The sequence below is a fragment of the Sinorhizobium sp. Y406 genome (assembly GCF_058732025.1).
In genome coordinates this window covers 1097318-1120995 of record NZ_CM178974.1, presented here as the reverse complement: position 1 = coordinate 1120995, position 23678 = coordinate 1097318, and the positions used below count along the sequence as shown (strand labels likewise).

General features: G+C 63.0%; 25 protein-coding genes. 9 read left to right on the top strand and 16 right to left on the bottom strand.

What is annotated here, in order from left to right; all coding sequences use genetic code 11:
* The 4 genes from AC4P1R_RS05405 to tpiA all read right to left on the bottom strand — a co-directional run bounded on the left by AC4P1R_RS05405 (position 1) and on the right by tpiA (position 4355).
* Complete coding sequence (locus AC4P1R_RS05405) at positions 1-891, bottom strand: VOC family protein (protein ID WP_225192032.1); 891 nt, start codon at positions 889-891, stop codon at positions 1-3.
* Positions 892-1108: 217 nt separating this feature from the next.
* Positions 1109-2746, bottom strand: coding sequence for a CTP synthase (gene pyrG, locus AC4P1R_RS05400; RefSeq protein WP_269808418.1), 1638 nt, complete (start codon positions 2744-2746; stop codon positions 1109-1111).
* A 138-nt stretch (positions 2747-2884) separates the two neighbouring features.
* On the bottom strand, positions 2885-3346 hold the full coding sequence (gene secG, locus AC4P1R_RS05395) for a preprotein translocase subunit SecG (protein WP_069457872.1): 462 nt from the start codon (positions 3344-3346) through the stop codon (positions 2885-2887).
* A gap of 238 nt (positions 3347-3584) precedes the next feature.
* Positions 3585-4355, bottom strand: coding sequence for a triose-phosphate isomerase (tpiA, locus tag AC4P1R_RS05390; protein WP_069457873.1), 771 nt, complete (start codon positions 4353-4355; stop codon positions 3585-3587).
* A 231-nt stretch (positions 4356-4586) separates the two neighbouring features.
* Between tpiA and AC4P1R_RS05385 the strand changes: the two genes are divergently transcribed.
* Positions 4587-5198 carry a cytochrome b gene (locus tag AC4P1R_RS05385; RefSeq protein ID WP_069457874.1) on the top strand — a complete coding sequence of 204 codons (612 nt, stop codon included), beginning with the start codon at positions 4587-4589 and terminating at the stop codon, positions 5196-5198.
* Between the two features lie 3 nt (positions 5199-5201).
* Positions 5202-5807: a YceI family protein gene (locus tag AC4P1R_RS05380; RefSeq protein ID WP_492177477.1), complete on the top strand. Its 606-nt coding sequence runs from the start codon at positions 5202-5204 to the stop codon at positions 5805-5807.
* 6 nt (positions 5808-5813) lie between these two features.
* On the opposite strand, the gene AC4P1R_RS05375 is transcribed toward AC4P1R_RS05380, so the two are convergent.
* Both AC4P1R_RS05375 and AC4P1R_RS05370 read right to left on the bottom strand, forming a co-directional pair.
* Complete coding sequence (locus tag AC4P1R_RS05375; protein WP_492177476.1) at positions 5814-7136, bottom strand: FAD-binding oxidoreductase; 1323 nt, start codon at positions 7134-7136, stop codon at positions 5814-5816.
* A 28-nt stretch (positions 7137-7164) separates the two neighbouring features.
* Positions 7165-8085 (bottom strand): alpha/beta hydrolase, encoded by a 921-nt coding sequence (locus AC4P1R_RS05370; protein WP_069457946.1) that lies wholly within the window; start codon positions 8083-8085, stop codon positions 7165-7167.
* 261 nt (positions 8086-8346) lie between these two features.
* Here AC4P1R_RS05370 and parE point away from each other — a divergent pair, with 261 nt between their 5' ends.
* The gene (gene parE / locus AC4P1R_RS05365) at positions 8347-10407 is read left to right on the top strand and encodes a DNA topoisomerase IV subunit B (RefSeq protein WP_069457877.1); all 2061 of its coding nucleotides are present in this window, start codon (positions 8347-8349) and stop codon (positions 10405-10407) included.
* A 41-nt stretch (positions 10408-10448) separates the two neighbouring features.
* On the opposite strand, the gene AC4P1R_RS05360 is transcribed toward parE, so the two are convergent.
* Positions 10449-10919 (bottom strand): GNAT family N-acetyltransferase, encoded by a 471-nt coding sequence (locus AC4P1R_RS05360; RefSeq protein ID WP_492177475.1) that lies wholly within the window; start codon positions 10917-10919, stop codon positions 10449-10451.
* 216 nt (positions 10920-11135) lie between these two features.
* Here AC4P1R_RS05360 and AC4P1R_RS05355 point away from each other — a divergent pair, with 216 nt between their 5' ends.
* The gene (locus AC4P1R_RS05355; protein ID WP_069457879.1) at positions 11136-11591 is read left to right on the top strand and encodes a hypothetical protein; all 456 of its coding nucleotides are present in this window, start codon (positions 11136-11138) and stop codon (positions 11589-11591) included.
* A gap of 10 nt (positions 11592-11601) precedes the next feature.
* On the opposite strand, the gene AC4P1R_RS05350 is transcribed toward AC4P1R_RS05355, so the two are convergent.
* Positions 11602-12741, bottom strand: coding sequence for a DUF2336 domain-containing protein (locus tag AC4P1R_RS05350; RefSeq protein ID WP_069457880.1), 1140 nt, complete (start codon positions 12739-12741; stop codon positions 11602-11604).
* A 73-nt stretch (positions 12742-12814) separates the two neighbouring features.
* Here AC4P1R_RS05350 and AC4P1R_RS05345 point away from each other — a divergent pair, with 73 nt between their 5' ends.
* Complete coding sequence (locus AC4P1R_RS05345) at positions 12815-13537, top strand: aldolase (protein WP_069457881.1); 723 nt, start codon at positions 12815-12817, stop codon at positions 13535-13537.
* A gap of 21 nt (positions 13538-13558) precedes the next feature.
* Here AC4P1R_RS05345 and AC4P1R_RS05340 read toward each other — a convergent pair whose 3' ends face one another.
* Positions 13559-14164: a flavin reductase family protein gene (locus AC4P1R_RS05340; RefSeq protein WP_069457882.1), complete on the bottom strand. Its 606-nt coding sequence runs from the start codon at positions 14162-14164 to the stop codon at positions 13559-13561.
* Positions 14164-14748 carry a nitroreductase family protein gene (locus tag AC4P1R_RS05335; RefSeq protein WP_151611150.1) on the bottom strand — a complete coding sequence of 195 codons (585 nt, stop codon included), beginning with the start codon at positions 14746-14748 and terminating at the stop codon, positions 14164-14166. The genes AC4P1R_RS05340 and AC4P1R_RS05335 overlap by 1 nt, the downstream gene beginning before the upstream one ends.
* Before the next feature lie 100 nt (positions 14749-14848).
* Between AC4P1R_RS05335 and AC4P1R_RS05330 the strand changes: the two genes are divergently transcribed.
* Positions 14849-15850, top strand: coding sequence for an RgsD C-terminal domain-containing protein (locus tag AC4P1R_RS05330; RefSeq protein WP_492177474.1), 1002 nt, complete (start codon positions 14849-14851; stop codon positions 15848-15850).
* A 293-nt stretch (positions 15851-16143) separates the two neighbouring features.
* Here AC4P1R_RS05330 and thrS read toward each other — a convergent pair whose 3' ends face one another.
* From thrS to AC4P1R_RS05305, 5 genes are all read right to left on the bottom strand, one after another.
* Positions 16144-18126: a threonine--tRNA ligase gene (thrS, locus tag AC4P1R_RS05325; protein ID WP_151611149.1), complete on the bottom strand. Its 1983-nt coding sequence runs from the start codon at positions 18124-18126 to the stop codon at positions 16144-16146.
* Between the two features lie 118 nt (positions 18127-18244).
* Positions 18245-18784 (bottom strand): DUF1697 domain-containing protein, encoded by a 540-nt coding sequence (locus AC4P1R_RS05320; protein WP_492177473.1) that lies wholly within the window; start codon positions 18782-18784, stop codon positions 18245-18247.
* Positions 18785-18796: 12 nt separating this feature from the next.
* A complete protein-coding gene (locus tag AC4P1R_RS05315) occupies positions 18797-19204 on the bottom strand; it encodes a DUF2267 domain-containing protein (protein WP_151611950.1) in 408 nt (135 codons plus the stop codon).
* Between the two features lie 8 nt (positions 19205-19212).
* On the bottom strand, positions 19213-19596 hold the full coding sequence (gene yidD / locus AC4P1R_RS05310) for a membrane protein insertion efficiency factor YidD (protein WP_151611147.1): 384 nt from the start codon (positions 19594-19596) through the stop codon (positions 19213-19215).
* A 3-nt stretch (positions 19597-19599) separates the two neighbouring features.
* On the bottom strand, positions 19600-20046 hold the full coding sequence (locus AC4P1R_RS05305) for an iron-sulfur cluster assembly scaffold protein (RefSeq protein ID WP_151611146.1): 447 nt from the start codon (positions 20044-20046) through the stop codon (positions 19600-19602).
* Positions 20047-20388: 342 nt separating this feature from the next.
* Between AC4P1R_RS05305 and folE the strand changes: the two genes are divergently transcribed.
* From folE to AC4P1R_RS05290, 3 genes are all read left to right on the top strand, one after another.
* Positions 20389-21006 carry a GTP cyclohydrolase I FolE gene (folE, locus tag AC4P1R_RS05300; RefSeq protein ID WP_069457888.1) on the top strand — a complete coding sequence of 206 codons (618 nt, stop codon included), beginning with the start codon at positions 20389-20391 and terminating at the stop codon, positions 21004-21006.
* Positions 21007-21099: 93 nt separating this feature from the next.
* Positions 21100-21552 (top strand): phosphoribosyl-AMP cyclohydrolase, encoded by a 453-nt coding sequence (hisI, locus tag AC4P1R_RS05295; RefSeq protein WP_069457949.1) that lies wholly within the window; start codon positions 21100-21102, stop codon positions 21550-21552.
* 311 nt (positions 21553-21863) lie between these two features.
* A complete protein-coding gene (locus AC4P1R_RS05290) occupies positions 21864-22826 on the top strand; it encodes a patatin-like phospholipase family protein (RefSeq protein WP_069457889.1) in 963 nt (320 codons plus the stop codon).
* Positions 22827-22965: 139 nt separating this feature from the next.
* Here the strand turns inward: AC4P1R_RS05290 and AC4P1R_RS05285 are convergent, their stop codons facing one another.
* Entirely contained in the window at positions 22966-23394 is a 429-nt protein-coding gene (locus tag AC4P1R_RS05285; protein ID WP_069457950.1) for a CBS domain-containing protein, read from the bottom strand.
* Positions 23395-23678: the final 284 nt, after the last annotated feature.

Genomic DNA, 23678 nt, shown 5'->3' with positions numbered 1-23678 from the left:
TTACACTCCAAACGCGAAAATCACCCCCTGCCCCGGCACTTCCGGGACAATGAGGCGTCCGCACATTTCTGCGAATTCGATGTCGTTCTGCGCGAACAGCGCCCGGGTCGCCTCGATATCCGCGACACGGAAAACGACCGCCCGGCCGCGCAGGCCCCGGTCGCTGTCGCTGATCGTTCGGCCGAAGAACGCTTCCATGCCGGCGGGATTGAGGACGGAGAGCTTGGCGCTACCCATTTGAATATCCATGCCGAAGGAGTGCGCCGCAACTTCGCGTTCGGCGACGGCCTCCTGCAGCAGATACTGGAAGTCCGTGGGGTTCGGCTCCGACAGGACGACTTCGGCAATGCCAAGCACGCCGTTCTCGTGATGGTGCAGCACCGCGCTGTCGACGGGGAGCGCGCGAAGGCGCTGACAGCAGAAAAGAAAGAAGTCGGGTGCACGCAGATCCGCGGCGAAGGCAAGGCGGAAGGATCCCAAACCCTCGCGGCCGTCTGCCATGCGCATCGCCCGGGAGAATTCCAGCATGTCGCCGCCGGAAAGGCCAAGCGAACGGAAGCGGATGTGATCCTCGGCTGCGTCCGGCGTCCCGAGCACAACCGCTGACAACCCCTCGGGACCCCGGCGGAAGCGGAATGCCTGGTCCCGCGCGACGAAGACGTTGCCGTCGAGCGCAGCCGCCTCACATTCCTCGCGCGAGGCAATGGCAAGCGGCTCCAGATAGCTGTCATCCGAGAAGAAGACGCAGGCGTTTTCCGTGCCGAAGGGGTGGCGGGCATCCTCGGCGACGGTGAAGCCGAGATCCGTCAGCCGACGCCTTGCCCGGGCAAGATCGGCCACCGGCAACACGAGATGATCGAGCGGGCGGGCGGTTCGCGTGGCGAGGTTCATGGCAGAATCCCTGGATGGACCGGTTAGCCGCTGTTTGCAATTTTTGCAGGACGATTGCAAGCGCGGGAAGTCTCTCCAGGCCTCAAACGCCAGCGGCCGGCCCTACAGCATGTCTCCAAATCGACCTCGATCAAGGGACAAACAGCCTGCGGCAATTCGAAACTGCTGCAGCGACGTTTGCGCGTCGGATTAGAACGCGCGGCGCGGCAGGGTCGCCCTAGACGAGGCGCGACTGTTCCAGCGCTGCTTCGATGAAGCTCGCGAACAACGGATGCGGATCAAGCGGACGCGACTTCAGTTCCGGATGATACTGCACGCCGATGAACCATGGATGGTCCGGATACTCGATGGTCTCCGGCAGGACGCCGTCCGGCGACATGCCGGAGAAGACGAGACCGCAGGATTCCAGCCGGTCCTTGTAGTCGACATTGACTTCGTAGCGGTGGCGATGGCGCTCGGAAATGTCGTTCGAACCATAGATCTCGGCGATCCTCGTGCTCGGCTTCAGCGCCGCACGATAGGCGCCGAGGCGCATGGTGCCGCCAAGATCGCCGGAGGCGGACCGCTTCTCGAGCTCATTGCCCTTGACCCATTCAGTCATCAGGCCGACGACCGGCTCCTTGGTCGGGCCGAATTCCGTCGACGAAGCTCTCTCGATGCCGGCGAGATTGCGCGCTGCCTCCACCACTGCCATCTGCATGCCGAAACAGATGCCGAAATAGGGCACCTTGCGCTCGCGCGCGAAGCGCGCGGCGTTCATCTTGCCCTCGGAGCCGCGCTCGCCGAAGCCGCCGGGCACGAGAATGCCGTGGACCTTCTCCAGATAAGGTGCGGGATCCTCCTTCTCGAAGACTTCCGACTCGATCCATTCGAGCTTGACCTTCACACGGTTGGCGATACCGCCGTGATACAGCGCCTCGATCAGCGACTTGTAGGCGTCCTTGAGGCCCGTATATTTGCCGACGATCGCGATCGTCACCTCGCCTTCCGGTGTGCGGATGCGATGGGCCACCTCCTCCCAGGCGTCCATGCGCGGCTTCGGCGCCGGTTCGATGCCGAAGGCGGCAAGCACTTCGCTGTCGAGCCCTTCCTTGTGATAGGCGATCGGCACGTCGTAGATCGACGCCACATCCAGCGCCTGGATCACCGCCGACTGGCGGACATTGCAGAAGAGCGACAGCTTGCGGCGCTCGGCCTCTGGGATTTCGCGATCGGCGCGCACGAGCAAGATGTCGGGATGGATGCCGAGCGCCTGCAGCTCCTTGACCGAATGCTGGGTCGGCTTCGTCTTCAGTTCGCCGGCGGCGGGGATGTAGGGCATCAGCGTCAGATGGACATAGACGGCCGTGCCGCGCGGCAGGTCATTGCCAAGCTGACGGATCGCCTCCATGAAGGGCATCGCCTCGATGTCGCCGACGGTGCCACCGATCTCGCAGATGACGAAATCGTAGTCCTCGTTGCCCTCGGTGACGAAGTTCTTGATTTCGTTGGTGACGTGGGGGATCACCTGAACCGTCGCGCCGAGATAGTCGCCGCGCCGCTCCTTGTCGATGATGTTCTTGTAGATCCGGCCGGTGGTGATGTTGTCGGTCCGGGTCGCCGAACGCCCGGTGAAGCGTTCATAGTGACCGAGGTCTAGGTCCGTCTCCGCACCATCGTCGGTAACGAACACCTCGCCGTGCTGGGTCGGGCTCATGGTGCCCGGATCGACATTGAGATAGGGGTCGAGCTTGCGCAGCCTCACCCGATAGCCACGCGCCTGCAACAGCGCTCCAAGAGCGGCCGCAGCGATGCCTTTTCCGAGGGAGGAAACCACGCCGCCAGTGATGAATACATATCGCGCCATGGGAGTCACCGGATACCTTCTCATAAACGATTCCGCCACCGAAAAATTCGTCTTCCAGAACTTTTCCGTTGTTCGTCGCGGCAGATTTCACACAAAACAAAACCGGCGGATGAAACATCCGCCGGCGGGTACTTTCGGCCTGCGGCCTTACTGGCCGCTCGGGACCTGCGAGCCCGCATTGCCGCTCGCGCCGGCAGCGGGCGCCTCGGGCGCGGCTCCAGCCGGTGCCTGAGCAGGAGCTTGCGCGCCGCCCGCGGGAACGCCGTTGCCGTTGGCCGGAGCCTCGGTGGCTCCGCCGGCCGGCGCCGACTGGCCGCCGCCAAGCGAATCAAGCACGCCGCCGCTGGCACCCGTGCCGGGAATGCGCTCGAGAATATCGGTTTCCCGCGGCTCGTAGCGCGAGAGAATGCCCATGGCGAGCGCCAGCGCAAAGAAGAGAAAGGCAAGGATGGCCGTCGTGCGGGTCAGCGCATTGGCCGTGCCGCGGGCCGACATGAAGCCCGAGCCGCCGCCGATGCCGAGACCGCCACCTTCGGAACGCTGAATGAGGACGACGCCGATCAGGGCGACGACGACCATGAGATAGATGACGAGTAGTACGGTCTGCATCAGCTTCCAGTCCTGCCCTCTGCGGAGCATTCGAATCGAACCTTCGCGGCCGCAGAACGGGCTGCGCGCGAATTTGGCGCCTCTTTATACCAAGCCAACGGCTATTCCAAGCCCCCGGCACTGCATGTTTCCTGGAAACGCGTCCGATTCAGGGGGACAAGAACAAGCAGCGATTCAAAGTGCTACAGCGTCTTTTGCGCGTCCGTAGAGACACTCGGCACTGTGGATCGCCACGCGGTCATGCAGTCAATTCTGCATAGGCGCCGTAGATGGCGAGAAAATCTTCTGCTTTCAAGCTGGCGCCACCGATCAAAGCGCCGTCGACGTTGGCGATGCCCATCAATTCCTTGGCATTGGACGGCTTGACGGAGCCGCCATAGAGAATGCGCATCTTCCCACCTTCGGCGCCGAAGCGCGCAACCAGTTCCTGACGCATGAAAGCGTGCGCCTCCTCGACGTCGGCGACGGTGGGCGTCACTCCCGTACCGATCGCCCAGACCGGCTCGTAGGCGATAACCGTGTTCGCGGCAGTCGCCCCGTCCGGCAGGCTTTCCGCAAGCTGGCGCTTCAGAATGTCGAGCGTCTTGCCGCTCTTCCGTTCCGCTTCTGTCTCGCCGATGCAAACGATCGCCACGAGTTCGGCGGCGTAGGCCGCTTCGGTTTTGGCCCTTACAAGCGCATCGCTTTCGGCGTGATCGGTGCGGCGTTCGGAGTGGCCGATAATGACATGGGTACCGAAGCAATCCGCGATCATCTCGGCGGAAATATCGCCGGTGTGAGCGCCCGACTGCTTCTGATGGCAATCCTGGGCGCCGATCTCGAGCGGACTGTCCTCACAAAGCGCAGTCGCGACGTAAAGCAGAGTCGCGGGCGGGCAGATCAGCGTCTCCACTTTCGCCGAAAGCTCACCCTTGACGCCCTCCGCGATCGCTTTGATCTGGTCCAGCGATTGACGCGTTCCATTCATCTTCCAGTTTCCGGCAACGAGCGGGCGGATATCGGGCGTCATGAACTTTCCTCCGGACAAGATATTCCTCTCGGGCAAGCGGCCTAGCAAATCGCCCGCTCAATTGAAAGCACCCTTGATCGATTGTGCGGTGGTCGCCGAGGTCCGCATAGGGATGATCCCTGAACGCGTCCCACACCGAGGATCATACAAGGGCGACGAATAAAGCCGGCGCCTCGGGCGTCTCACGTTGAAAAGCAGAAGCCGGTGCGGAAACGATCTAGGAAGGCGAGCATGCTGCGCAACAGCGAAGACGGATTTGGAGCGATCACCATCATACTGCACTGGACGCTCGCGGCGCTGATCCTCGGCCTCATGCTGATCGGTATCCTGATGCGGCGAATCGAGATCGAGCCATCACTGCAATTCTCACTTTATCAGTGGCACAAGTCCTTCGGCTTCACCACGATGGGGCTGGCGATCCTGCGCGCGGCTTGGTGGTTTGTCGAGCGGCATCCCCAGCCGGTTGCAAGCCTCGGTCCTCTCGAGCGCACGGCTTCCCGGCTGATGCATCGGGCGCTCATCGCCATCGGCCTCCTGGTACCGCTTGCCGGCTGGGCAGTCGCCTCCGCCTCGACGCTCGACATTCCGAGCTTTTACTTCAATCTTGTCGCCATCCCGCACCTGCCGCTGCCGAAGTCGGATGCAGAGGAGGCATTCTGGACCTTCGCGCATGCCGCACTCGCTTATGTCATGCTCGGCCTCATCGCCGCCCATGCGGCGGCGGCGCTTTTCCATCATATCGTCCGGCGCGACGCCGTTCTCACCCGCATGCTGCACTCGAGTGTTGATGCAAGCGACAGAGCGATCGAGGCCGCGGACGACGAGACTGTCGTGAGGAGATGAATCATGATCGCCCATTGCCCCGTCTCGGGACGAAACGCATTGAAAGTCACTTTTCCGGTCGCCCTTTTTCTCATGGCAGGGGCTGCGGACGCCCAAGCGCCGACGCTCGCGCAAGCGGCCGGTAGCTATCGCATCGCCAGCTCTTCCAGTATTCGTTTCATCGTTCCGCAGGTTGGGGGCGGCAGCGGGGTCGCCGGCGAGTTTGCGAGGTTTTCCGGCACGTTCCAGATAAACGGCCGGGACGTGGGGCGGTCTTCCGTGGAATTCACACTTTATCCGGAAAGTGTCCGGGCGCGGGAACAACGGATCGAGAATTTCCTGCGCTCCAGCGCCGTCTTCGACACGGCGAATTTCCAGACGGTGACCTTCCGCTCGACCAGCGTCGCGCAGACCGGCCGCGGCACGGCAACCGTAGAGGGCGCGCTCACCGCGCGCGGCAAGACGCACACGGAGCGTTTCGCCGTTACGCTGACGGATTGGGCCCAGCGTTCGATCCGCTTCACCATCCGAGGCGAAATACGCCGCGCCCCCTATGGAATGGACGTCGGAACGCCCATCTATTCCAACGTGGTCCGCTTCGACATGGACATCAGGGGCGTAAGGCGCTGATAGCCGTCAGCGCCTCAAAGCGAGAGCCGTGCGCCGCCAGAAATCCGATACCAATGCGGGGTCACGCAAGGCCTCGAGCTTCTTCCACGCCGGGAAAGAGGCCTCGAAAATCTCGGGCTCCATGCGGAAATCCTTTCCCGGATTGACCACGCCGCCAGCTTCCACGACGATGCGATCGAGCCCACCGAGCAGTTTCACGGTCGCCTCACCCTGATTGGCGAAATCCAGGGTCAGGCTGAAGCCCGGCCGCGCAAAGGAAAGCAGTCCTCGTGCGGCATTGTCGCCGAAGCGATGCAACGTGGTCTGGAAGGAGGCATGCCCGGCCCGGCGGGCGGTTTCCAGCAAGCGAAGCGTCGTCTCGCGGGCTCTCTCGACGGGAAAGACGCTCTGGTGCTGACATGGCCCGCGAGGCCCGTAGAGCCGGTTCCAAGCCGTATACCGGTCGAGCGGATGGAAATAGGAGGTCCATTTCTCGGTCGAGACCGTTTCCCGGGGCGGCACCCTGCGGAAGTGATATTCGTTGAAGACCCGTAGCCCGGCGGTGTTCAGGATGTTGAAAGACGGTGCATAGGGCACGGAAAGCGTGAGCCGCTTCGGAATGTCCGGAAACTCGCAGGAGCTGTCCGCATGATCGGCCGCCCAGAGAACGCCCCTGCCCGCCCGGCGGCCGGACGACAGCTGGTCTATCCAGGCGACGGCATATTCGTGCTCCTCACAGGCACGGTCGAGAAGCACAAGACCCTCATCGAGGTCATCGAAGCGGCAGGCGTGCTGCTGCACGTGGGGCGACGGCACCTTCATCAGCCTGAGTTCGACCTCGAGGATAAGGCCGGTCAGGCCGAGGCCGCCGACCGTCGCCGCAAAAATCTCGGCATTCTCGACGGTCGAACAGGTCAGTCGCTCGCCGTCGGAGCGCATCAGCGTCAAACGCCGGATGTGATTTCCGAAGGTCCCGCGCGCATGGTGATTGTCGCCGTGAATGTCGTTTGCGACGGCACCGCCGATCGTTGCAAGACCGGTACGCGGCGTTACCGGCAGAAAGAAGCGATGCGGGATTGCTCTGGCGAGAACCTCATTGAGCGTAACGCCGGCCTCGCAGACAATCACGCCTGTCCCGGGATCGAAGGACAGAATGCGGTTGTGTCGAGCACTGTCGATCAGCGTTCCCTGGCTGTTGCGGCTGCTGTCGCCATAGCTCAGAGCCTTGCCGACCGGCAGGTAGGCCATCGGCTCCAACTCGCCGAGGCGCTCTTCGTAGTCGTCCGGCGAGATCACGCGCCCACTTTCCGGTGCGGGCCATCGCCAGTTTTCAAACCCGTTGAGACTCATCGGCGCATCGGCTCCTGGGACAGCACGGCTAGCGATCCAATATCCAGTTCAACGCGTCGCGCCAGTCGGTCATGCGCACGGGCGTCCCGTGCGATCCCGTTTCGAACAGGACGAAGCGCGCCGGGTAGCCTTTGGTCTTGAGCGCGCGATAGAACGCGACCTGTGCTTCGGCCGCATAGACAGTGTCGCGGCTGCCGTGACTAAAATGGATCGGGAGCCCGGCCTTGAATGCGGCGCTCTTCCGGAAATCAGGATCCGCAGCGCCGCCCATGATCATCATGCCGCCGAGCGCGGCTCCGGCCGCCCCGTCGCGCGCAATGCCCCAGCAGATGAAGCTGCCCATTGAGGCGCAGGAGAGCACGACCGGCCTCCCGCCGGAATTGACTGAAGCAAAGCGGATCAGCGCCGCGATATCCGCCACGCCCGCCGCGTCGAAGCTGCGGACGCTCGGGGCATAGTAGGTGCCACCATTGGCGAGGGCGAGATTCTTGATGCGATTGAAATTGCCGCCGAAGGAAAAATCATTGGCGCCGAGGCGCCGGTCGCCACCGCGGCCGTGAATGAAGATCACCGTGAAAGCCCCGCCGCGCTCGGGCCCGATGCGTGTGACGTCGAGGGACCGATTGCCGAAGTCGAGCGTCTCGTTCACCTGCGCCTGCCTCACCCCCAGGGACACATAGGCCTGCTTGACGCGCCGCTCCGGAACCTCGTCCCGCCCGTTGATATCCCGCAGTTCCTGATAGTCGACGACCCGAAAGTCGCCGCCGTCCTCCTGCCGGAGCACCCGGCCATAGGTGAAGAGGTCGTCCTTGAAGGGCCGCAGCCCCGCAGCACTCGAAGCCGTTGCAAGGCCGAGGAAGAAAAGCGCCGCGATCGGCCAACGCATGGATAAAACAACTGTGGACATAGACACCCGGCGGGCTCCCTTGTTCGGCCCATGCCTTGCCATCGGCACTGCCGGCACGCAACACTGTAGCCGGCAATTCGCCGCGTTTTCGAGTTTCTCGCCCTTTCGAAGCCCTGGACGTTCACTTTTTGTTCGCGCTTTGCACGAGACTCTGGCAGAATTCGTGGGTGATTCGCGCGGCGAGGATGGCGGCAGCGCCGAGCTCTTGCTATGGCCTGCGAGCATGCCTGTCCTCAAATCGCATCCGATCTGAGGACAAGCATGCCGCCGATACGAGACGACAGGAACGATTTGAACCGATCCATGGACGACAGCAGCGATCTTTTTTCCGCAATGCCGCAACAGCCGAAGCCGGCGGATGCCGCGCCGAGCAAACCTGTGACGCCTGCCGCCAGCAATGCTGCCCCGCACCCGGCTCCGCGCGACAGCGACGGCAGCGACTATGACGCGTCGGCGATCGAGGTCCTCGAAGGGCTCGAGCCGGTGCGCCGGCGCCCGGGCATGTATATCGGCGGGACAGACGAGAAGGCGCTGCATCACCTCTTTGCTGAAGTGATCGACAATTCCATGGACGAGGCCGTCGCCGGCCATGCCAACTTCATCGAGGTCAATCTCGATGCCAATGGCTTTCTGTCGGTCACCGACAATGGCCGCGGCATTCCCGTCGAAAACCACCCGAAATTCCCGAACAAATCGACCCTTGAGGTCGTCATGACGGTGCTGCACGCCGGCGGCAAGTTCGACGGCAAGGCCTATGAGACCTCCGGCGGCCTGCACGGCGTCGGCGTTTCCGTCGTCAATGCGCTATCGGACTCGCTCGAAGTCGAGGTCGCGCGCAATCGCAGGCTCTATCGCCAGCGCTTCTCCCGCGGCATTCCCCAGGGCGGTCTCGAAGACCTCGGCGACGTGCACAATCGCCGCGGCACGAAGGTCCGCTTCCATCCCGATCCGCAGATCTTCGGCCCGCACGCCCGGTTCGAGCCGGCGCGGCTCTTCCGCATGGCCCGCTCCAAGGCCTATCTCTTCGGCGGCGTCGAAATCCGCTGGTCCTGCGATCCCTCACTCCTGCCGGAAGGCTCGGAAATCCCCGACAGGGCCGTCTTCCATTTCCCCGGCGGCCTCAAGGACTACCTCGCCGCAACCCTCGGCAAGGAATTCACCGTCACCCGTGAGATCTTCGCCGGCAAATCGGAACGGTCGGGCGGTCACGGCTCGCTCGAATGGGCCGTCACCTGGTATGGCGGCGACCAGCAGGTTCATTCCTACTGCAACACGATCCCGACGCCGGAGGGCGGGACCCACGAGGCAGGCCTGCGCATCGCCCTCACAAAAGGGCTCAAGAACTATGCGGAGCTTACCCAGAACAAGCGTGCGTCGATCATCACCACCGACGACGTCATGATCTCGGCAGCCGGCATGCTCTCGGTTTTCATCCGCGAACCGGAATTCGTCGGCCAGACGAAGGACAAGCTCGCGACCGTCGAGGCGCAACGCATCGTCGAGAACGCACTTCGCGATCCCTTCGATCACTACCTCGCCGACAACCCGGCGGAAGCGGCCAAGCTCCTCGATTGGGTCGTCGAGCGTGCGGAGGAGCGCGTCCGCCGGCGCAAGGAAAAGGAAGTCAGCCGCAAGACGGCAGTGCGCAAGCTGCGCCTGCCCGGCAAGCTCGCCGATTGCGCGCAGAACACGGCGGAAGGGGCGGAACTCTTCATCGTCGAAGGCGATTCGGCCGGCGGCTCGGCCAAGCAGGCACGCAACCGTGCCAACCAGGCGATTCTGCCGCTGCGCGGCAAGATCCTGAACGTCGCGAGTGCCGGCCGCGAGAAGCTTGGCGCAAACCAGCAGATCGGCGATCTCGTCCAGGCGCTCGGCTGCGGCACCCGCTCGAAATACCGTGAGGAGGACCTGCGCTACGAGCGCGTCATCATCATGACCGACGCCGACGTCGACGGCGCTCACATCGCCTCGCTGCTGATCACCTTCTTCTATCAGGAGATGCCGGAACTTATCCGCAGCGGACATCTCTATCTCGCCGTGCCGCCGCTTTACCGGATCAGCCAGGGATCGAAGACGCTCTATGCCCGCGACGACGCGCATCGCGAGGAATTGATGCGGACGGAGTTCAATGGCCGGGGCAAGGTCGAGATCGGACGCTTCAAGGGGCTCGGCGAAATGCTGCCGGCGCAGCTCAAGGAAACGACCATGGACCCGGCCAACCGCACCCTGCTCAAGGTCGAGATCGACGACGTCGATTTCGAAGGCACCCGCGAGGCCGTCGACAGCCTGATGGGCACCAAGGCCGACGCTCGATTCCGCTTCATTCAGGAGCGGGCGGTCTTTGCAGACAACCTGGATATTTGAGCGGACGGACCCGTGATTCGCCCCTCATCCCGCTGCCGCGTTCAAATATTCCACTTTATCAGCTTTTCCATGAACAGGCTCAGCGGATCCGGCAGGTAGTCACCGAAGGGTGCGCGCTCCACGTATCCGGCGGCCCGGTAAAGCCCGATCGCCTCCGGCTGGTGGATGCCTGTTTCGAGGCGGATCTCCATCAAGCCCAACTTCACCGCCTTTTCCTCGACTGCCGAAAGAAGCCGCTTACCGATCTTCAGTCCCCTCGCCTCAGGATCGACGAACATGCGCTTGATCTCCGCCGTGCCGTCGCCCGCTTCCACCAGCGCGCAGCAGCCGACGATCTCTCCGGCGCGTCGGGCGACGAAGAAGACTGCGGTCGGCTTCTCCAGCGCCGAGATATCGACCAGGTGATTGCTCTCCGCCGGATAAAGCGAGGCAAGATAGGCATCGGAGAGTTCGAGCAGACGGATGATGGTCGGCTGGCGTGGCGGCTCCTCGCTGATGGTTATGGCTGTCATTCAGATCCTGGCCTGTTCGTTCCGGGGCTGCATGCCGGCGAACGTATCGGCGAATGTCGATCAAGCCAATACGCGGAATGGCGCAGGTCGTCCTGCAATCAATCCGGGTAACAGCAGGAAACAATTTGTTTCGCGAGGCGGCCATTTTGCCCTACATCGGCGCGAATCAAACGAACATAAAAGCAGCAACTTTCAAGAAGACGGACGAGAGAGACCATGAAAACCGCCCTGATCGTCATGACCATTCTTGGTTGCGACGACAATGTCAGCCAGTGCCACTATATTTCCACCGTGAACGGAAGCTGGCCTTCCATCGCGCAATGCGACACGGAATCGCAAAAAGAACTGCCAAAATTCTCCAACAAGAATTATCCGGTGGTCGTCGCCGTCTGCGAGACCTCGGGGCAGGACATGGTGACTTCGATCGAGCCCGAACCGGAGATCGCACCGTCGGCGACGCCGCAGGCAACGGCGAGGCCATTGCCGGCCATGCCGCAGGAGGTGGCGACGCCGCCGACAACCGAAGAGGCGCGGCCGGGCTTGCCCAAGCGTGCACTCGCCTGGCTCGGCGGCGCAGTGCCGGATCGCGAGAGGCTGAAGGCGATCGTAACCGCCCCCGTTCATTACATGGAAGACGGATACTCCTGGGTGGCGCGCCGGTTCGAGGACTGAAGGGGGGCAGCTACGCTGCCTTTAGCGAAGCGAGCAAGGCGTAGTCGCGCGCAAGCTGCCGCTTCTCGGCGAAGGCGAGACGTTCCAAGAGTTCGGCGATGGCGGCCGCAGCATTCGAAGGCGTCTTCCGGCTGCGGAGCCGGCCGAGAAGGCGCGTCGTGATCGGCGCGGGCAAGGCGTCGTCCCCTTCGCTGGCCTGCCCCTGCCAAAGCAGCACAGCTTCCGCAAAGATCTCGCCAACATCGCGTCCGAGCCCCGCGCTCTCCAAGAGCGCACGGATCGAGTGGACACGTCCGCCGGAAATGATCGAGCGGACACGCCTCGGCGCCACGCCGGAAAGCTCCACGATCGCAGCGACAAAAAGCTCACCAGCGCCGCCGCAGAGCGACCGCATGAGGAAGGCTGGAGTGAGGCGGCCGGTCTCGCGCAAATGCGCGATCATCCGGGCGAGGTCTTCCGGCGGCGCTGCGGTCGCCATCGCAAGAGCCGCAACATCCCCGGCTTCGCGCGAAACGCGTTCCGCCCGCGCGGCGCCGATCGTCGCCTGCACCAGGCTGCAACAGGCGAGCGCGTCGCCCAATCTTGCGGCCAGCAATTGCCGGGCGTCGCTCGGCAGATCGACCCGCGCGAGCAGCCGCTCGCGAATGTCGGCGATATGTCCAAACCGGTTGACGATCCGCATGAGCGAGCGCTGCGGCAGCGCGGCACCGTCGTTTTCGAGCAGGATCGATACCTCCTCCTCGTCGCCAATTTCGGCGATGGCGGCCGCAACGGAGCAGGAGACCGTGTCGCGCGCTGCGATCAGGGCGCGCGTCTCGGCTGTTCCTCGAGCTGCGAGGTCGACGAGATCCTCATCCGAGAGCACCGGCGAACGGGAGATGGCCACGAAGGCGACCTCCGGCTGGTCTTCCGCCAGCGCCTTCATCACCGTTCGCGGTGCGGTCGGGCAATCGGCCAGGGCTTCGACCAGAGAAAGGCGCACCTTCGGCGAGGGATCGTCGAGCAGATAGGTCATCGCCATTTCGGCGGCATGCCGGTCGATGCCATTCATATCGGCCTTGGCGTAGGCTCGGGCGAGTGCAGACGCGGCGCGTGCGCGATCGCTCGTTTTCGCCGTCTCCACCCACCGAAGAAATGCTTGTATGATCACCTGCGCCCCACTAGACACCCAACAGCCCCATGTCGGGAATATTAGCGGTCAAAGGTTTAAAGATTGGTTCACCATGCCGATTAACCCTCAGGAAACCATGAAGCCGCTGCTTTACCTTGCGTCAGCCGAGCCGCTCCCGACGCCGGAAAGGCTGGGCGCCATAAGAGCCGTCGTCATCGACGCTACGGATGTCGGCGCGAGGCAGATGCTTTCCGCTGCCGCCGACAGGCCGGACCGGAGGTGTGCCTTGTTTGCGCGGATCGAACCGGCGGACGACCTGAACGAGGCCGATCTCGGCCTGCTGCTTTCCAATCGGATCGACGGCGTCGTGCTGGCCGGTTGCCGCGGGCCTGCCGATATCCAGAAGACCGACGTCATGCTGAAGGTGGCCGAGGCTGCGGCGGGACTCGAGCACGGCAAGACAGCGCTGCTGGCGGAATATGCCAGCGTGCCCGCGAGCGTGCTCTCTCCGCACCCGCTGGGCGGTGCCTCGCCGCGTCTTTCGGCATTGATATTCGATGCCTCGGCGCTCGCGCACGCATGCGGATTGCAGCGCGTCACCGAGACCGGCGATGTCCCGGCCGTCGTCAGGCTTGGTCGTGCGACGACAATCCTGAGGGCGCGGGAGGCCGGCATCGCGACCTACGAGATGTTACCCGCCGATGCTCTGGACGAATGGGTTGTGCAGCGGCTTTGGACGAACAGCGTCGAGAACGGCTTCTCGGCTCCGGCTCTCCGTTCGGCGCGACAGATCGAACTGCTTGCCGCGGCAGGAGCGCTCGCTCCCGGCCGGTGACGCTGCAGCGTGGCCGTAGCGCTAGGCGCGCTTCGGGCGCATCATGGCAAAAACGTCGCCGCCGTCGCAATAGTCCATATAGCCGAGGCGCGCGAGCGGCCTGACGGTTGCCACGTCGAAGCGGCCGTCGCGGATCGCCTCTTCGCGAATATGGATGCCGACGACCTCTCCGAAGACCAAGTAGCTGTCGGAGACGGTGCCGTCGAGCGCCTTCGGGCGGAGGATTTCCGTCATCCGGCATTCGAGGGCGGCAAATGCCTCGCCGACGAACGGCGCCTTGACGAGCGTCCCCTCCACCGGTGTCAGACCCGCGATTGCGAACTCGCTTTCGCCGTGCGGCGCCGCCACCGAGGTGAGATTGACGGCCTCGCTCAGATTGCGACTGGCGAAGCTCGCCGTGAATTCCCCGGTCTCTTCAATGTTGCGCACTGAATCCTTGTACCCGCTAGAAGAAAACATCACGAGCTTCGGCCGGTCGCTGATCGCATTGAAGAAGGAATAGGGGGCGAGGTTCAGCGAGCCGTCCGCGGCGCGCGTGCCGATCCAGCCGATCGGCCTCGGCGAGACGATCGCCTTGAACGGATCATGCGGCAGGCCATGCCTGTTGGAGATGGTCTCGTAGAACATCAGGCGCCTCCCCCGACCCAGGTGACGATTTCCTTGAGTTCCGGCCGCGGGCGCTCGGTCGGCGGCACCATCGCCGTGCCGATATGGATGAATCCGGCGATCCGTTCGCCCGGCTCCACGCCCAGCAGCGGATAGGCCTTCTCATCGAAGGCATACCATTCCGTCAGCCAGTTGGAAGCATAGCCGAGTGCGTTCGCCGCCATCAGCAGGTTGAGGCAAACGGCACCCGCCGACATCACCTGCTCCCATTCGGGAATCTTGAAATGCGGAGCCGCCTTGCTGACCACGGCGACGACGACAGGGGCACGCGTCAGCCGCGTCTCCTCGACCCTTATCATTTCTTCGGAAAGATCGGGCTTTGCGGCGAGCGCCATCTCCTTCAACCGGGCACTTATGCGCACTCTCTCCTCCCCGCGGTAGACGATGAAACGCCACGGCGCCAGCTTGCCGTGGTCGGGTACGCGCGAGGCGAGCCTCAGCATCTCCTCCACCTCGGTTTTGCCTGGGCCGGGTGCTCCCATCTGGAAGGCCGGAATGGACCTGCGGGAAGCGAGATAGTCCACCAGTTTAATTTCAGTTTTCATATCGAGCGAATTCCACTAACTTGCCGCCGGACCGACAGCCACGAAAATGCCATACCGGCGTCTCAAGTGGAGTCACCAAGTCAGGAAGTCAACTGCTCTCATGCGCATCCGCTTTCGCATTCATCTCAGAACGGCCCTGGCGATCGCACTCGCTGGCGCCGGTGCGGAGAGAGCATTGGCAGAAGACGCGACCGACGCATTCAAGAGCTTTCCGTCGATTTCCCTCAGCCGCAAGATGCCGAAGCTGACGGGCTTCAACACGATCGTCACCGATCCCACGCAGAACGGTGAATTGAAGGATGTAGAGGTCGAAGCACTGCTGACGACAGAGGGTCCTGCGGTCGAATCAGGCCTGACTTGGCGCGTCTTCAGCCCCATTCCCGACAGCGACGGAAAACTCCCGCTGCTTGCCACGTCCGAAGGCGGCTCCACGGCCTTCAATCTCGTACCCGGCGAATATTTCGTCAATGTCGCCTTCGGTCGCGCCGGTGCGACCCGCAAGATCCGCGTGCCGGAACAGGGCACGATCGAAAAACAGGTGCTGATACTCGACGCCGGCGGCGTCATGCTGAATGCCGTTTCCGGCAGCGATGTACGCATTCCGCCGAACGAACTCAGCTTTTCAATCTATTCCTCCGACGTGAAGGAAGATGGCGAACGCGCACTGATCGTCGCCGACGTCAAACCCGACACGGTGGTGCGCCTCAGCGCCGGAACCTACCACGTCGTTTCGGACTACGGCTCGGTCAATGCAGTGATCCGCGCCGACATCCAGGTAGAGGCGGGCAAGCTCACCGAAGCAACGATCCAGCACCGCGCCGCGAAGCTCACCTTAAAGCTCGTCTCCGAACCGGGCGGCGAGGCGATCGCCGATACCGCCTGGTCGATCCTGACCTCGTCCGGCGACGTCGTCAGCGAAAGCGTCGGCGCCTTTCCGACCCTCGTGCTCGCCGAAGGCGGCTATTCGGCCGTGGCGCGCAACAAGGACAAGATCTACCAGCGCGACTTCACCGTTAAGGCTGGCGTCAACACGGATGTCGAGGTGCTGTTGCACGGAAACGACGCGCCCGATGAAGCAGCGGCCGCCGAAGCGCAGGACTAGCGCATCGGCCCAAAAACGTATCCGGTTTTCGGAAAGCTCGATGCGTAGATTCAAAGAGTTACAGCGACCTTTGCGCGTCTGGAGCGTCTGAAAAGACGCGCGGCGCTGTAGGTCTGTCAGAATTCCGAAGTGACGCTGCGGCGTAACGTAACGTTAGCACGGCGAATCGATCCGAGCCTATCAAATCAAAACGGCCGGCGAATGCTTCGCCGACCGCCCTCACGTGCAGCGCCGCGCGCGCCTCTTGAGACGGCCGATGCTATAGAGCTGTTGCGGAAGCTGGCCGACCGACTTCAGCGGCGGCCATCCTTCTCGGCTCGGCGCTTCAGGTCCGGGGCCATCGCTTCGGACGAGAGCGAGGCGACCGCCTCCTCCAGCGACATCGGCGTCTGCGCCTGGGATCCGAGCCGCCGGATGTTCACCGAACGCTCCTCCGCTTCGCGCTTGCCGCAGACGACGATCACTGGAACCTTCGTCACCGAGTGTTCGCGAACCTTGTAATTGATCTTCTCGTTGCGGAAATCGGTCTCGACGGTAAGCCCCGCCTCACGCAGGCGCGCTGCGACCTCGCGACCATAATCATCCGCTTCCGAGGTGATCGTCGCGACCACCACCTGCAAGGGCGAGATCCAGAGCGGCATATGGCCGGCGAAGTTCTCGAGCAGGATGCCGAGGAAACGCTCCATCGAGCCGCAGATGGCGCGATGGATCATCACCGGCTGGCGCTTCTCCGATTCGCTGTCGATATAGAAGGCGCCGAAGCGTTCCGGCAGGTTGAAGTCGACCTGCGTCGTTCCGCACTGCCATTCGCGGCCGATCGCGTCCTTCAGCGTGTATTCGAACTTCGGCCCGTAGAAGGCGCCCTCGCCCGGCAGGATGCCGGTCTTGATGCGGCCTTCCGACTGCGCCTCGATCGTCTTCAGCACGTCGGTCATCACCGCTTCGGCACGGTCCCAGAGTTCGTCGGAGCCGACGCGCTTTTCCGGTCGCGTCGACAGCTTGACGACGATCTCCTCGAAGCCGAAATCCTCATAGACCGAAAGGATCAGGTCGTTGATCTTCAGGCATTCCGCCGCCATCTGCTCGTCCGTGCAGAAGATATGTGCGTCGTCCTGGGTAAAACCACGCACGCGCATGAGCCCGTGCAGCGCGCCGGACGGCTCGTAGCGATGCACGGCGCCGAATTCCGCAAGACGCACGGGCAGTTCGCGATAGGACTTCAGCCCGTGCTTGAAGATCTGGATATGGCCAGGGCAGTTCATCGGCTTCAGCGCGAAGACGCGGTCGTCGTCGGTATCGTCGCCGGCGACCGTCACCTTGAACATGTTGTCGCGATACCAGCCCCAGTGGCCGGACGTCTCCCAGAGCGACTTGTCGAGCACCTGCGGCGCGTTGACTTCCTGATAATCGCGCTCGAGCCGGCGACGCATATAGGAGACGAGGCTCTGGAACATGCGCCAGCCCTTGCCGTGCCAGAAGACGACGCCCGGGCCTTCCTCCTGGAAATGGAAGAGGTCCATCTCGCGGCCAAGGCGGCGGTGGTCGCGCTTCTCCGCTTCTGCAAGCACGTGCAGATACTGGTCCAGTTCTTCCTGCGAATGCCAGGCGGTGCCGTAGATCCGCGTCAGCATCGGATTGTTGCTGTCGCCGCGCCAATAGGCGCCGGCCACCTTCATCAGCTTGAAGGCCGTGCCGATCTGTCCGGTGGAGGCCATGTGCGGACCGCGGCAGAGATCGAACCAGTCACCCTGGTAATAGATCTTCACGGCCTGGTCTTCCGGGATCGCATCGACAAGTTCGACCTTGTAGGTCTCGCCCTTGGCGGCAAAGACCTCCTTTGCCTTTTCGCGCGACCAGACCTCCTTGGTGAAAGACTTGTTGCGCGCGATGATCTCCTTCATCCTTTTCTCGATGACGGGCAGGTCATCGGGCGTGAAGGGTTCGTTCTTCGCAAAATCGTAGTAGAAACCGTTTTCGATGACCGGACCGATGGTGACCTGCGTTCCCGGCCACAATTCCTGCACGGCCTCCGCCATGACATGCGCGGCATCATGGCGGATCAGTTCCAGAGCGCGCTTGTCTTCCCGCGTGACGATCTCGATCCTGCCCGGGGTCACGCCGTCCGACAAGTCGCGCAACTCGCCATCCAGCGCGATCGCGACAGCCTTCTTGGCGAGCGACTTCGAGATCGCCTCGGCGACGTCACGGCCGGTCGTGCCGGCGGCGAATTCACGCACGGAGCCATCAGGGAATGTCAGGGAAACTGCATGTGACATTATCATCTCCTATCCAGTCCCGCCAACGAATGCGGGTGGTGTGGTTGCCCGGATCAACCGGCAAATAGACGCGGGCCTGATAAAGGTTTTTGGCAAGGGAGTAAAGGCGTCGGGTTGCTCACGGCACCAGCATCGCGCCGAGCCGCCTGACCGTGTTCCAGTTGCGTACCGTCCCGATGCCCAGGCGCTTCGACGTCAGTGCGCCGAGCAGCTTCGATGCGCTCGCCTGGCCTTGGAAGTCGACCCAGAGATCGCCGCCAATGATCTCCACGCGCTCGCCGTTTGAACAATACGCCCGGAGGTCATCAAGCACGGCGCGCGGCAACGGCGCGCGCATGACCCGGACGTGGACGTGCGTCGGATCCTCCTCGGCGGCGGTTGCGAAGGGATTGCCGGCGGCAAGCCGCAGCCAGTCGCCCCCCGAGCGCACGACGATGTCCACATGGCGACCGAAGGTCGCCCCGAAGGCCGATTCGAGCCTGGCTTCGATTTCCGCAGGCGGCGTCTCCGGTGCTTCGAAAACCAGATTGCCGGTGGCGACAAGCGTCCGTGGCGCGGCATAGCCGAGTCGCACCGCCATCGCCCGCAAGTCGGCCATCACCACGCGGCGGCCTTGGCCGAGTACGATGCTGTGGAGCAGGGCAACATAGCTGTTCATCCGCTCACCCGCTCACGCCCGCCAGAAGTCGACGGCGCCTTGCGGGAACCGCGCGAGAACGCGGTCGAGCACCGATTCATCCACGTTGCGCCGCAGCGCCGCGGCCACGTCGGCAATCGCCGTGTCGGGCGACACGTTATGATCGCCGCGAAAGGCCTGTACCTCACGCGTCATGGCGACACGGCCGGAAAACGGCACGATCGGCTCTTCCAGATCCCACTCGTCGATGAAGATCGCCCGCAGGACCGGCGGCAGCGCGTTGGCAAACAGCAATGCGTCGGAAATCTCGATGCGCCGGCGAAAGGTCCGAAGCACCGCCTGCACCATCGTGTAGGCCTGGTTGGTCGTCTGGAGTGCGGCGAGGTCGCGCGCCTCCAGGATGAAGCGGTCGAAATCGGCCGAGGCCTGCCGGTACTCCATCGGGATCGTCACGCGTCAGCCTCCTTGCGATGCCGCTGCCAGTAGCGCCAGGGCACATACCAGCGCTGGCGCGGCGCAAGGGCGTCCGGCACCGGATCGAAACCATACGTCCCTCCCGGGCCACAGCGCACGACCCGGAAAAGCGTCAGCCAACCGCCTGCCCAGAGGCCATGCCGTGCGATGGCCTCGAAACCATATTCCGAGCAGGTCGGCAGGTGCCGGCAGGAACTGCCGATGAAACTGGACAGCGTCAGCTGATAGAGGCGGATCACCCCCATGCCGAAGAGACGCCCGGGCGTCCTTCGAAACGGCCCGTACCAATTCCGTCCCCTGCCGCCGGCGCGATCCTTGCACCCGACGAGATCCTGCTCATGCTCGGGGCGGGCGCACATCGATCATACCGCGGCCGCGAGCCGCTTTGCCTCGACCTGGCCGATCGCATCGACGACCGCATCGAAGGTCAGCATCGTCGAGGCATGGCGGGCCTTGTAGTCGCGGACCGGCATCAGGAAGCGCATGTCCTCGAAGCGACCGGACGGCCCGTCGCCATCGGCCTTGAGCATATCCAGCATGTCCTGGCGGGCCTTGCGGATTTCCTCCGCCTTCGCTCCCACGACGTGGCGCGCCATGATCGAGGACGAGGCCTGCCCCAGTGCGCAGGCCTTGACGTCATGGGCGAAGTCAGTGACGACGTCGCCGTCCATCTTCAGCCACACCCTGACTTTCGAACCGCAGAGCTTCGAATGCGCCGCGGCTTCCGCATCGGCGTCGGCGAGCATTCCGATACGCGGAATGTTGCCGGCGAACTCGAGAATCCGACTGTTGTAAATGTCATCCATCATCTGGCGCGATCCGACTGATTTTTCGCGGTTTTGGGTGATCGGCGCATGATTTTCTCCGGTAGAGGGGAAAAAAGCACGGCGTGGCATGCCCTGCCTCTTTCATCCATGTGGCACCATACTATATGCTATGTCGTGTTGGGGTGACAGTTCCGCAAGGGGACAAGTGTCGCCTGTTGTTTGGGAAACCGTGCCGGACGGTCCAGTGCACTGCTGAGCCAGGACCCGAAAGCCCCGGAGCCCGCCAACGGAACCCAAGCCTGCAGGGTTAGGCGAATGGCCAGTGGCGAGTTGTCCGAAAGGTAAAACGTCAGCAATCTCGCATTGCTTGCAAATAGGGGCCATATGGACGCCATCGTAAAGAATTTCCCTGTGCTCGACGACACCAGCGGTCGCCCTTCGCAGAAGGAAGCCGAGGAAGCCGTTCGCGTATTGTTGCGCTGGGCAGGAGAAGACCCGACCCGAGAAGGACTGAGGGATACGCCTCAGCGCGTGGTCAAGTCGTATCGCGAGATCTTCGGGGGCTACGACCTCGTTGCCGAAGACGTGCTCGGCCGGACCTTCGAGGAGGTCTCCGGCTATGACGACATCGTGCTCGAGAAGGACATTCCGTTCTATTCACACTGCGAACATCACATGGTGCCGATCATCGGCAAGGCGCATGTGGCCTATCTGCCGAACGGGCGGGTGCTTGGTCTCTCCAAGATCGCCCGGGCCGTCGACATCTATGCCCGACGTCTGCAGACCCAGGAAGCAATGACGGCCCAAATCGCCCGGGCGATCGACGAAACGCTCGCGCCCCGCGGCGTGGCGGTGATGGTCGAGGCCGAACACCTGTGCATGGCGATGCGCGGCGTCAAGAAGCATGGCGCGACGACGCTCACGACCACGTTCACCGGCGCCTTCAAGACCGATCCGGCCGAACAGGCGCGCTTCATGACCCTGCTGAGGGGCTTCAAGTAAGCGCCCTCGCCGCCGTCGGCGGCACTTCGAAACTGCTGCAGCGCCGCCCGTGCGCCTCAGAAGCCGTGCCGCGCTGGATGGGACCCCTTGCCGATGCCGCTCACTTTCGCCCCTCCCCCCAATGACAAGGCCGAACTCGAGACGGGCTCGGCCTTCACCCCGCGTTTCGACGAGAAGGGGCTGGTGACGGCCGTCGTGACGGATGCACATGACGGCGCGTTGCTGATGGTCGCACACATGAACGCCGAGGCACTCGCGCTGACGATCGAAACCGGCATCGCCCATTATTACAGCCGCTCGCGCAACCGCCTGTGGAAGAAGGGCGAGAGCTCAGGCAATGTGCAGACGGTCCAGGAGATCAGGACCGATTGCGATCAGGACGCCGTCTGGCTGAAAGTAACGGTCGCCGGCCACGACGCCACCTGCCATACCGGACGCCGTTCCTGCTTCTACCGCACGGTTGGCATCGAGGGAGGCAAGGCGGCGGTGTCGATCGAGGACGACCACCGGCACTTCGATCCGGCCGATATCTACGGCCAAGGATAGGTCCGTGGCAGGGTTCTGCATTTTCTTGCTTCACTTCCGTGTTATATTCATTTTTTAGAAACCAAACGGGCGCCTAATCATTATTGATGCAAGTGGTTCCTGCGTCACTGTAAGCGAACCGAGTTGTATTGCAGGCTGTATCCAATGTTTACCGGACACGCCGCACGCGCGACAGGTTCGGTGTTATAAATCTCTTGTGGTGCCAGTCTTTCAGCGATGAATTCAGACAAGACCGGCATCGTCGCCGGCTTGGCAGGGCTTCCCAACAAGACGCGCGATTTGGGTGATCTGTTCGGCGTTGGAGGTGCCGGATGTTGAACTGGACATTTACGCGCAGCAACCAGTTGACCGATCTTTCCGGCCCGGATGGCACATCACTGACGACCACTCCTCCGGAACCGATGCCTCAGCCGAAAAAACCAAGGATTGCAATCGCGCTTGGCGGCGGCGCGGCCCGTGGCTGGGCCCATATCGGCGTGTTGCGAGCGCTCGACGAGGAAGGCATCGAGATCGGCATGATCGCCGGAACTTCGATCGGTGCCCTCGTCGGCGGCTGTTATCTCGCCGGGAAACTCGACGAGCTGGAAAGCTTCGCCCGCTCGCTCACGGTACGCCGCATCGCCGGCCTGCTCGATTTCGCGATCGGAGGCGGCGGATTGTTCGGCGGCCTGCGGCTCACCAAACGGATGCAAGAGCATCTACAGGATCTCAGCATCGAGGCCCTCGACCGTCCCTTCGTTGCCGTCGCGACGGAGGTTCACAGCGGCCACGAGGTATGGCTCGAGAAGGGCGCGCTCATTACCGCCATTCGCGCCTCCTATGCGCTGCCGGGCATTTTCGAGCCGATCAATGCCAATGGCCGCACGCTGATGGACGGGGCGCTGGTGAACCCCGTGCCCGTTTCGGTCTGCCGTGCCCACGAGCAGCAGCTGGTCGTCGCCGTCAATCTGAACTACGATCTTTATGGCCGCTCGGCCGTCGTCAAGCACAATGCAGGCATTGAAACCCCCGACGAGCCAGCCAAGGCTAACGGGCACCATTCGGCGCGCCTCGGCATGACCAGCGCCATGGTTCAGGCCTTCAACATTATCCAGGATCGCATCTCCCGGGCACGGCTTGCCGGCGATCCGCCGGATCTCGCCCTCCACCCGAAGCTGAACGACATAGGTTTGTCGGAGTTTCATCGCGCGGGCGAAGCGATCGATCGTGGTTACCAGGAGGCAAAGGCCAGACTGACCGAAATCCAGCGCATGCAGGAAGCCCTGATCCGCTGACCGGCGACAGCGCCGCGCGTCTTTTCAGACGCGCTGCCACATATCCCCACGCATCGAGGTAGCATACGGAAACTGCTGCCGTGGCCTTCGCGCCGCCCGATGTTGCGACGAAGGGGCGGCCCGTCGCCGCCCCTCCTCGTCACCCTGCGATATAGGCCTTGATCTCTTCGGTTTCGCGCTCCATGGCGCGAATGTGGTATTTGACCACGTCACCGATCGATATGATGCCGGCGAGACGCCCCCCCGTTTCCACGGGCAGATGGCGCGCGCGCAATTTGCTCATCATCTCCATGAGCGTCTGAACAGTCATCTCCTCACGGCAGCAATAGACATTCTCCCACATCACGGACGAAACCGGCTGGTCGAGACAGGGGGCACCGTATTTTGCAATCGCGGCGACGATGTCGCGTTCCGTGAGAATGCCGACGATACGGTCGTCCGGATCGAGAACGACCACGGCGCCGATGTGATTGTCGTGGAGAAAGGTCGCCGCTTCCTGCACCGTCACCTGCGGCGCGACGGTCACGACATTGCGGCCTTTTTCGTTAAGGATTGCTCGTACTGACATGCACACATCTCCCGTTACGATCATGCCGGGCAGACGGAAGAGGTCCTGACCGTATCAAGACGACGCACGCCTGCCCATCACGCAAAAGGTCGCGATGACATCCATGCAGCCGGCCGCAGGAATCCGTGCCTGTTTCCGACGCCGCGCAATTTCGCACCCTCCTGATCGAAATCGCACCGACACCCGGCCTTTCAGCGGCCACCGCACCATTGGCGCCAGCGACCGACACGAATGGTGCTCCGGCAGGCTCGGGAAATCAAGCCTGCCCAGGCTGCCTCGATGCA

Excerpts from the sequence above, each read along its gene's own strand:
- AC4P1R_RS05405 (WP_225192032.1), bottom strand. The coding sequence starts at position 891 with ATGAACCTCGCCACGCGAACCGCCCGCCCGCTCGATCATCTCGTGTTG.
- secG (WP_069457872.1), bottom strand. The coding sequence starts at position 3,346 with ATGCAGACCGTACTACTCGTCATCTATCTCATGGTCGTCGTCGCCCTG.
- tpiA (WP_069457873.1), bottom strand. The coding sequence starts at position 4,355 with ATGACGCCCGATATCCGCCCGCTCGTTGCCGGAAACTGGAAGATGAAT.
- AC4P1R_RS05385 (WP_069457874.1), top strand. The coding sequence starts at position 4,587 with ATGCTGCGCAACAGCGAAGACGGATTTGGAGCGATCACCATCATACTG.
- AC4P1R_RS05380 (WP_492177477.1), top strand. The coding sequence starts at position 5,202 with ATGATCGCCCATTGCCCCGTCTCGGGACGAAACGCATTGAAAGTCACT.
- AC4P1R_RS05375 (WP_492177476.1), bottom strand. The coding sequence starts at position 7,136 with ATGAGTCTCAACGGGTTTGAAAACTGGCGATGGCCCGCACCGGAAAGT.
- AC4P1R_RS05370 (WP_069457946.1), bottom strand. The coding sequence starts at position 8,085 with ATGGCAAGGCATGGGCCGAACAAGGGAGCCCGCCGGGTGTCTATGTCC.
- parE (WP_069457877.1), top strand. The coding sequence starts at position 8,347 with ATGGACGACAGCAGCGATCTTTTTTCCGCAATGCCGCAACAGCCGAAG.
- AC4P1R_RS05360 (WP_492177475.1), bottom strand. The coding sequence starts at position 10,919 with ATGACAGCCATAACCATCAGCGAGGAGCCGCCACGCCAGCCGACCATC.
- AC4P1R_RS05355 (WP_069457879.1), top strand. The coding sequence starts at position 11,136 with ATGAAAACCGCCCTGATCGTCATGACCATTCTTGGTTGCGACGACAAT.
- AC4P1R_RS05345 (WP_069457881.1), top strand. The coding sequence starts at position 12,815 with ATGCCGATTAACCCTCAGGAAACCATGAAGCCGCTGCTTTACCTTGCG.
- AC4P1R_RS05340 (WP_069457882.1), bottom strand. The coding sequence starts at position 14,164 with ATGTTCTACGAGACCATCTCCAACAGGCATGGCCTGCCGCATGATCCG.
- AC4P1R_RS05335 (WP_151611150.1), bottom strand. The coding sequence starts at position 14,748 with ATGAAAACTGAAATTAAACTGGTGGACTATCTCGCTTCCCGCAGGTCC.
- AC4P1R_RS05330 (WP_492177474.1), top strand. The coding sequence starts at position 14,849 with ATGCGCATCCGCTTTCGCATTCATCTCAGAACGGCCCTGGCGATCGCA.
- thrS (WP_151611149.1), bottom strand. The coding sequence starts at position 18,126 with ATGTCACATGCAGTTTCCCTGACATTCCCTGATGGCTCCGTGCGTGAA.
- AC4P1R_RS05320 (WP_492177473.1), bottom strand. The coding sequence starts at position 18,784 with ATGAACAGCTATGTTGCCCTGCTCCACAGCATCGTACTCGGCCAAGGC.
- AC4P1R_RS05315 (WP_151611950.1), bottom strand. The coding sequence starts at position 19,204 with ATGGAGTACCGGCAGGCCTCGGCCGATTTCGACCGCTTCATCCTGGAG.
- yidD (WP_151611147.1), bottom strand. The coding sequence starts at position 19,596 with ATGTGCGCCCGCCCCGAGCATGAGCAGGATCTCGTCGGGTGCAAGGAT.
- AC4P1R_RS05305 (WP_151611146.1), bottom strand. The coding sequence starts at position 20,046 with ATGATGGATGACATTTACAACAGTCGGATTCTCGAGTTCGCCGGCAAC.
- folE (WP_069457888.1), top strand. The coding sequence starts at position 20,389 with ATGGACGCCATCGTAAAGAATTTCCCTGTGCTCGACGACACCAGCGGT.
- hisI (WP_069457949.1), top strand. The coding sequence starts at position 21,100 with ATGCCGCTCACTTTCGCCCCTCCCCCCAATGACAAGGCCGAACTCGAG.
- AC4P1R_RS05290 (WP_069457889.1), top strand. The coding sequence starts at position 21,864 with ATGTTGAACTGGACATTTACGCGCAGCAACCAGTTGACCGATCTTTCC.
- AC4P1R_RS05285 (WP_069457950.1), bottom strand. The coding sequence starts at position 23,394 with ATGTCAGTACGAGCAATCCTTAACGAAAAAGGCCGCAATGTCGTGACC.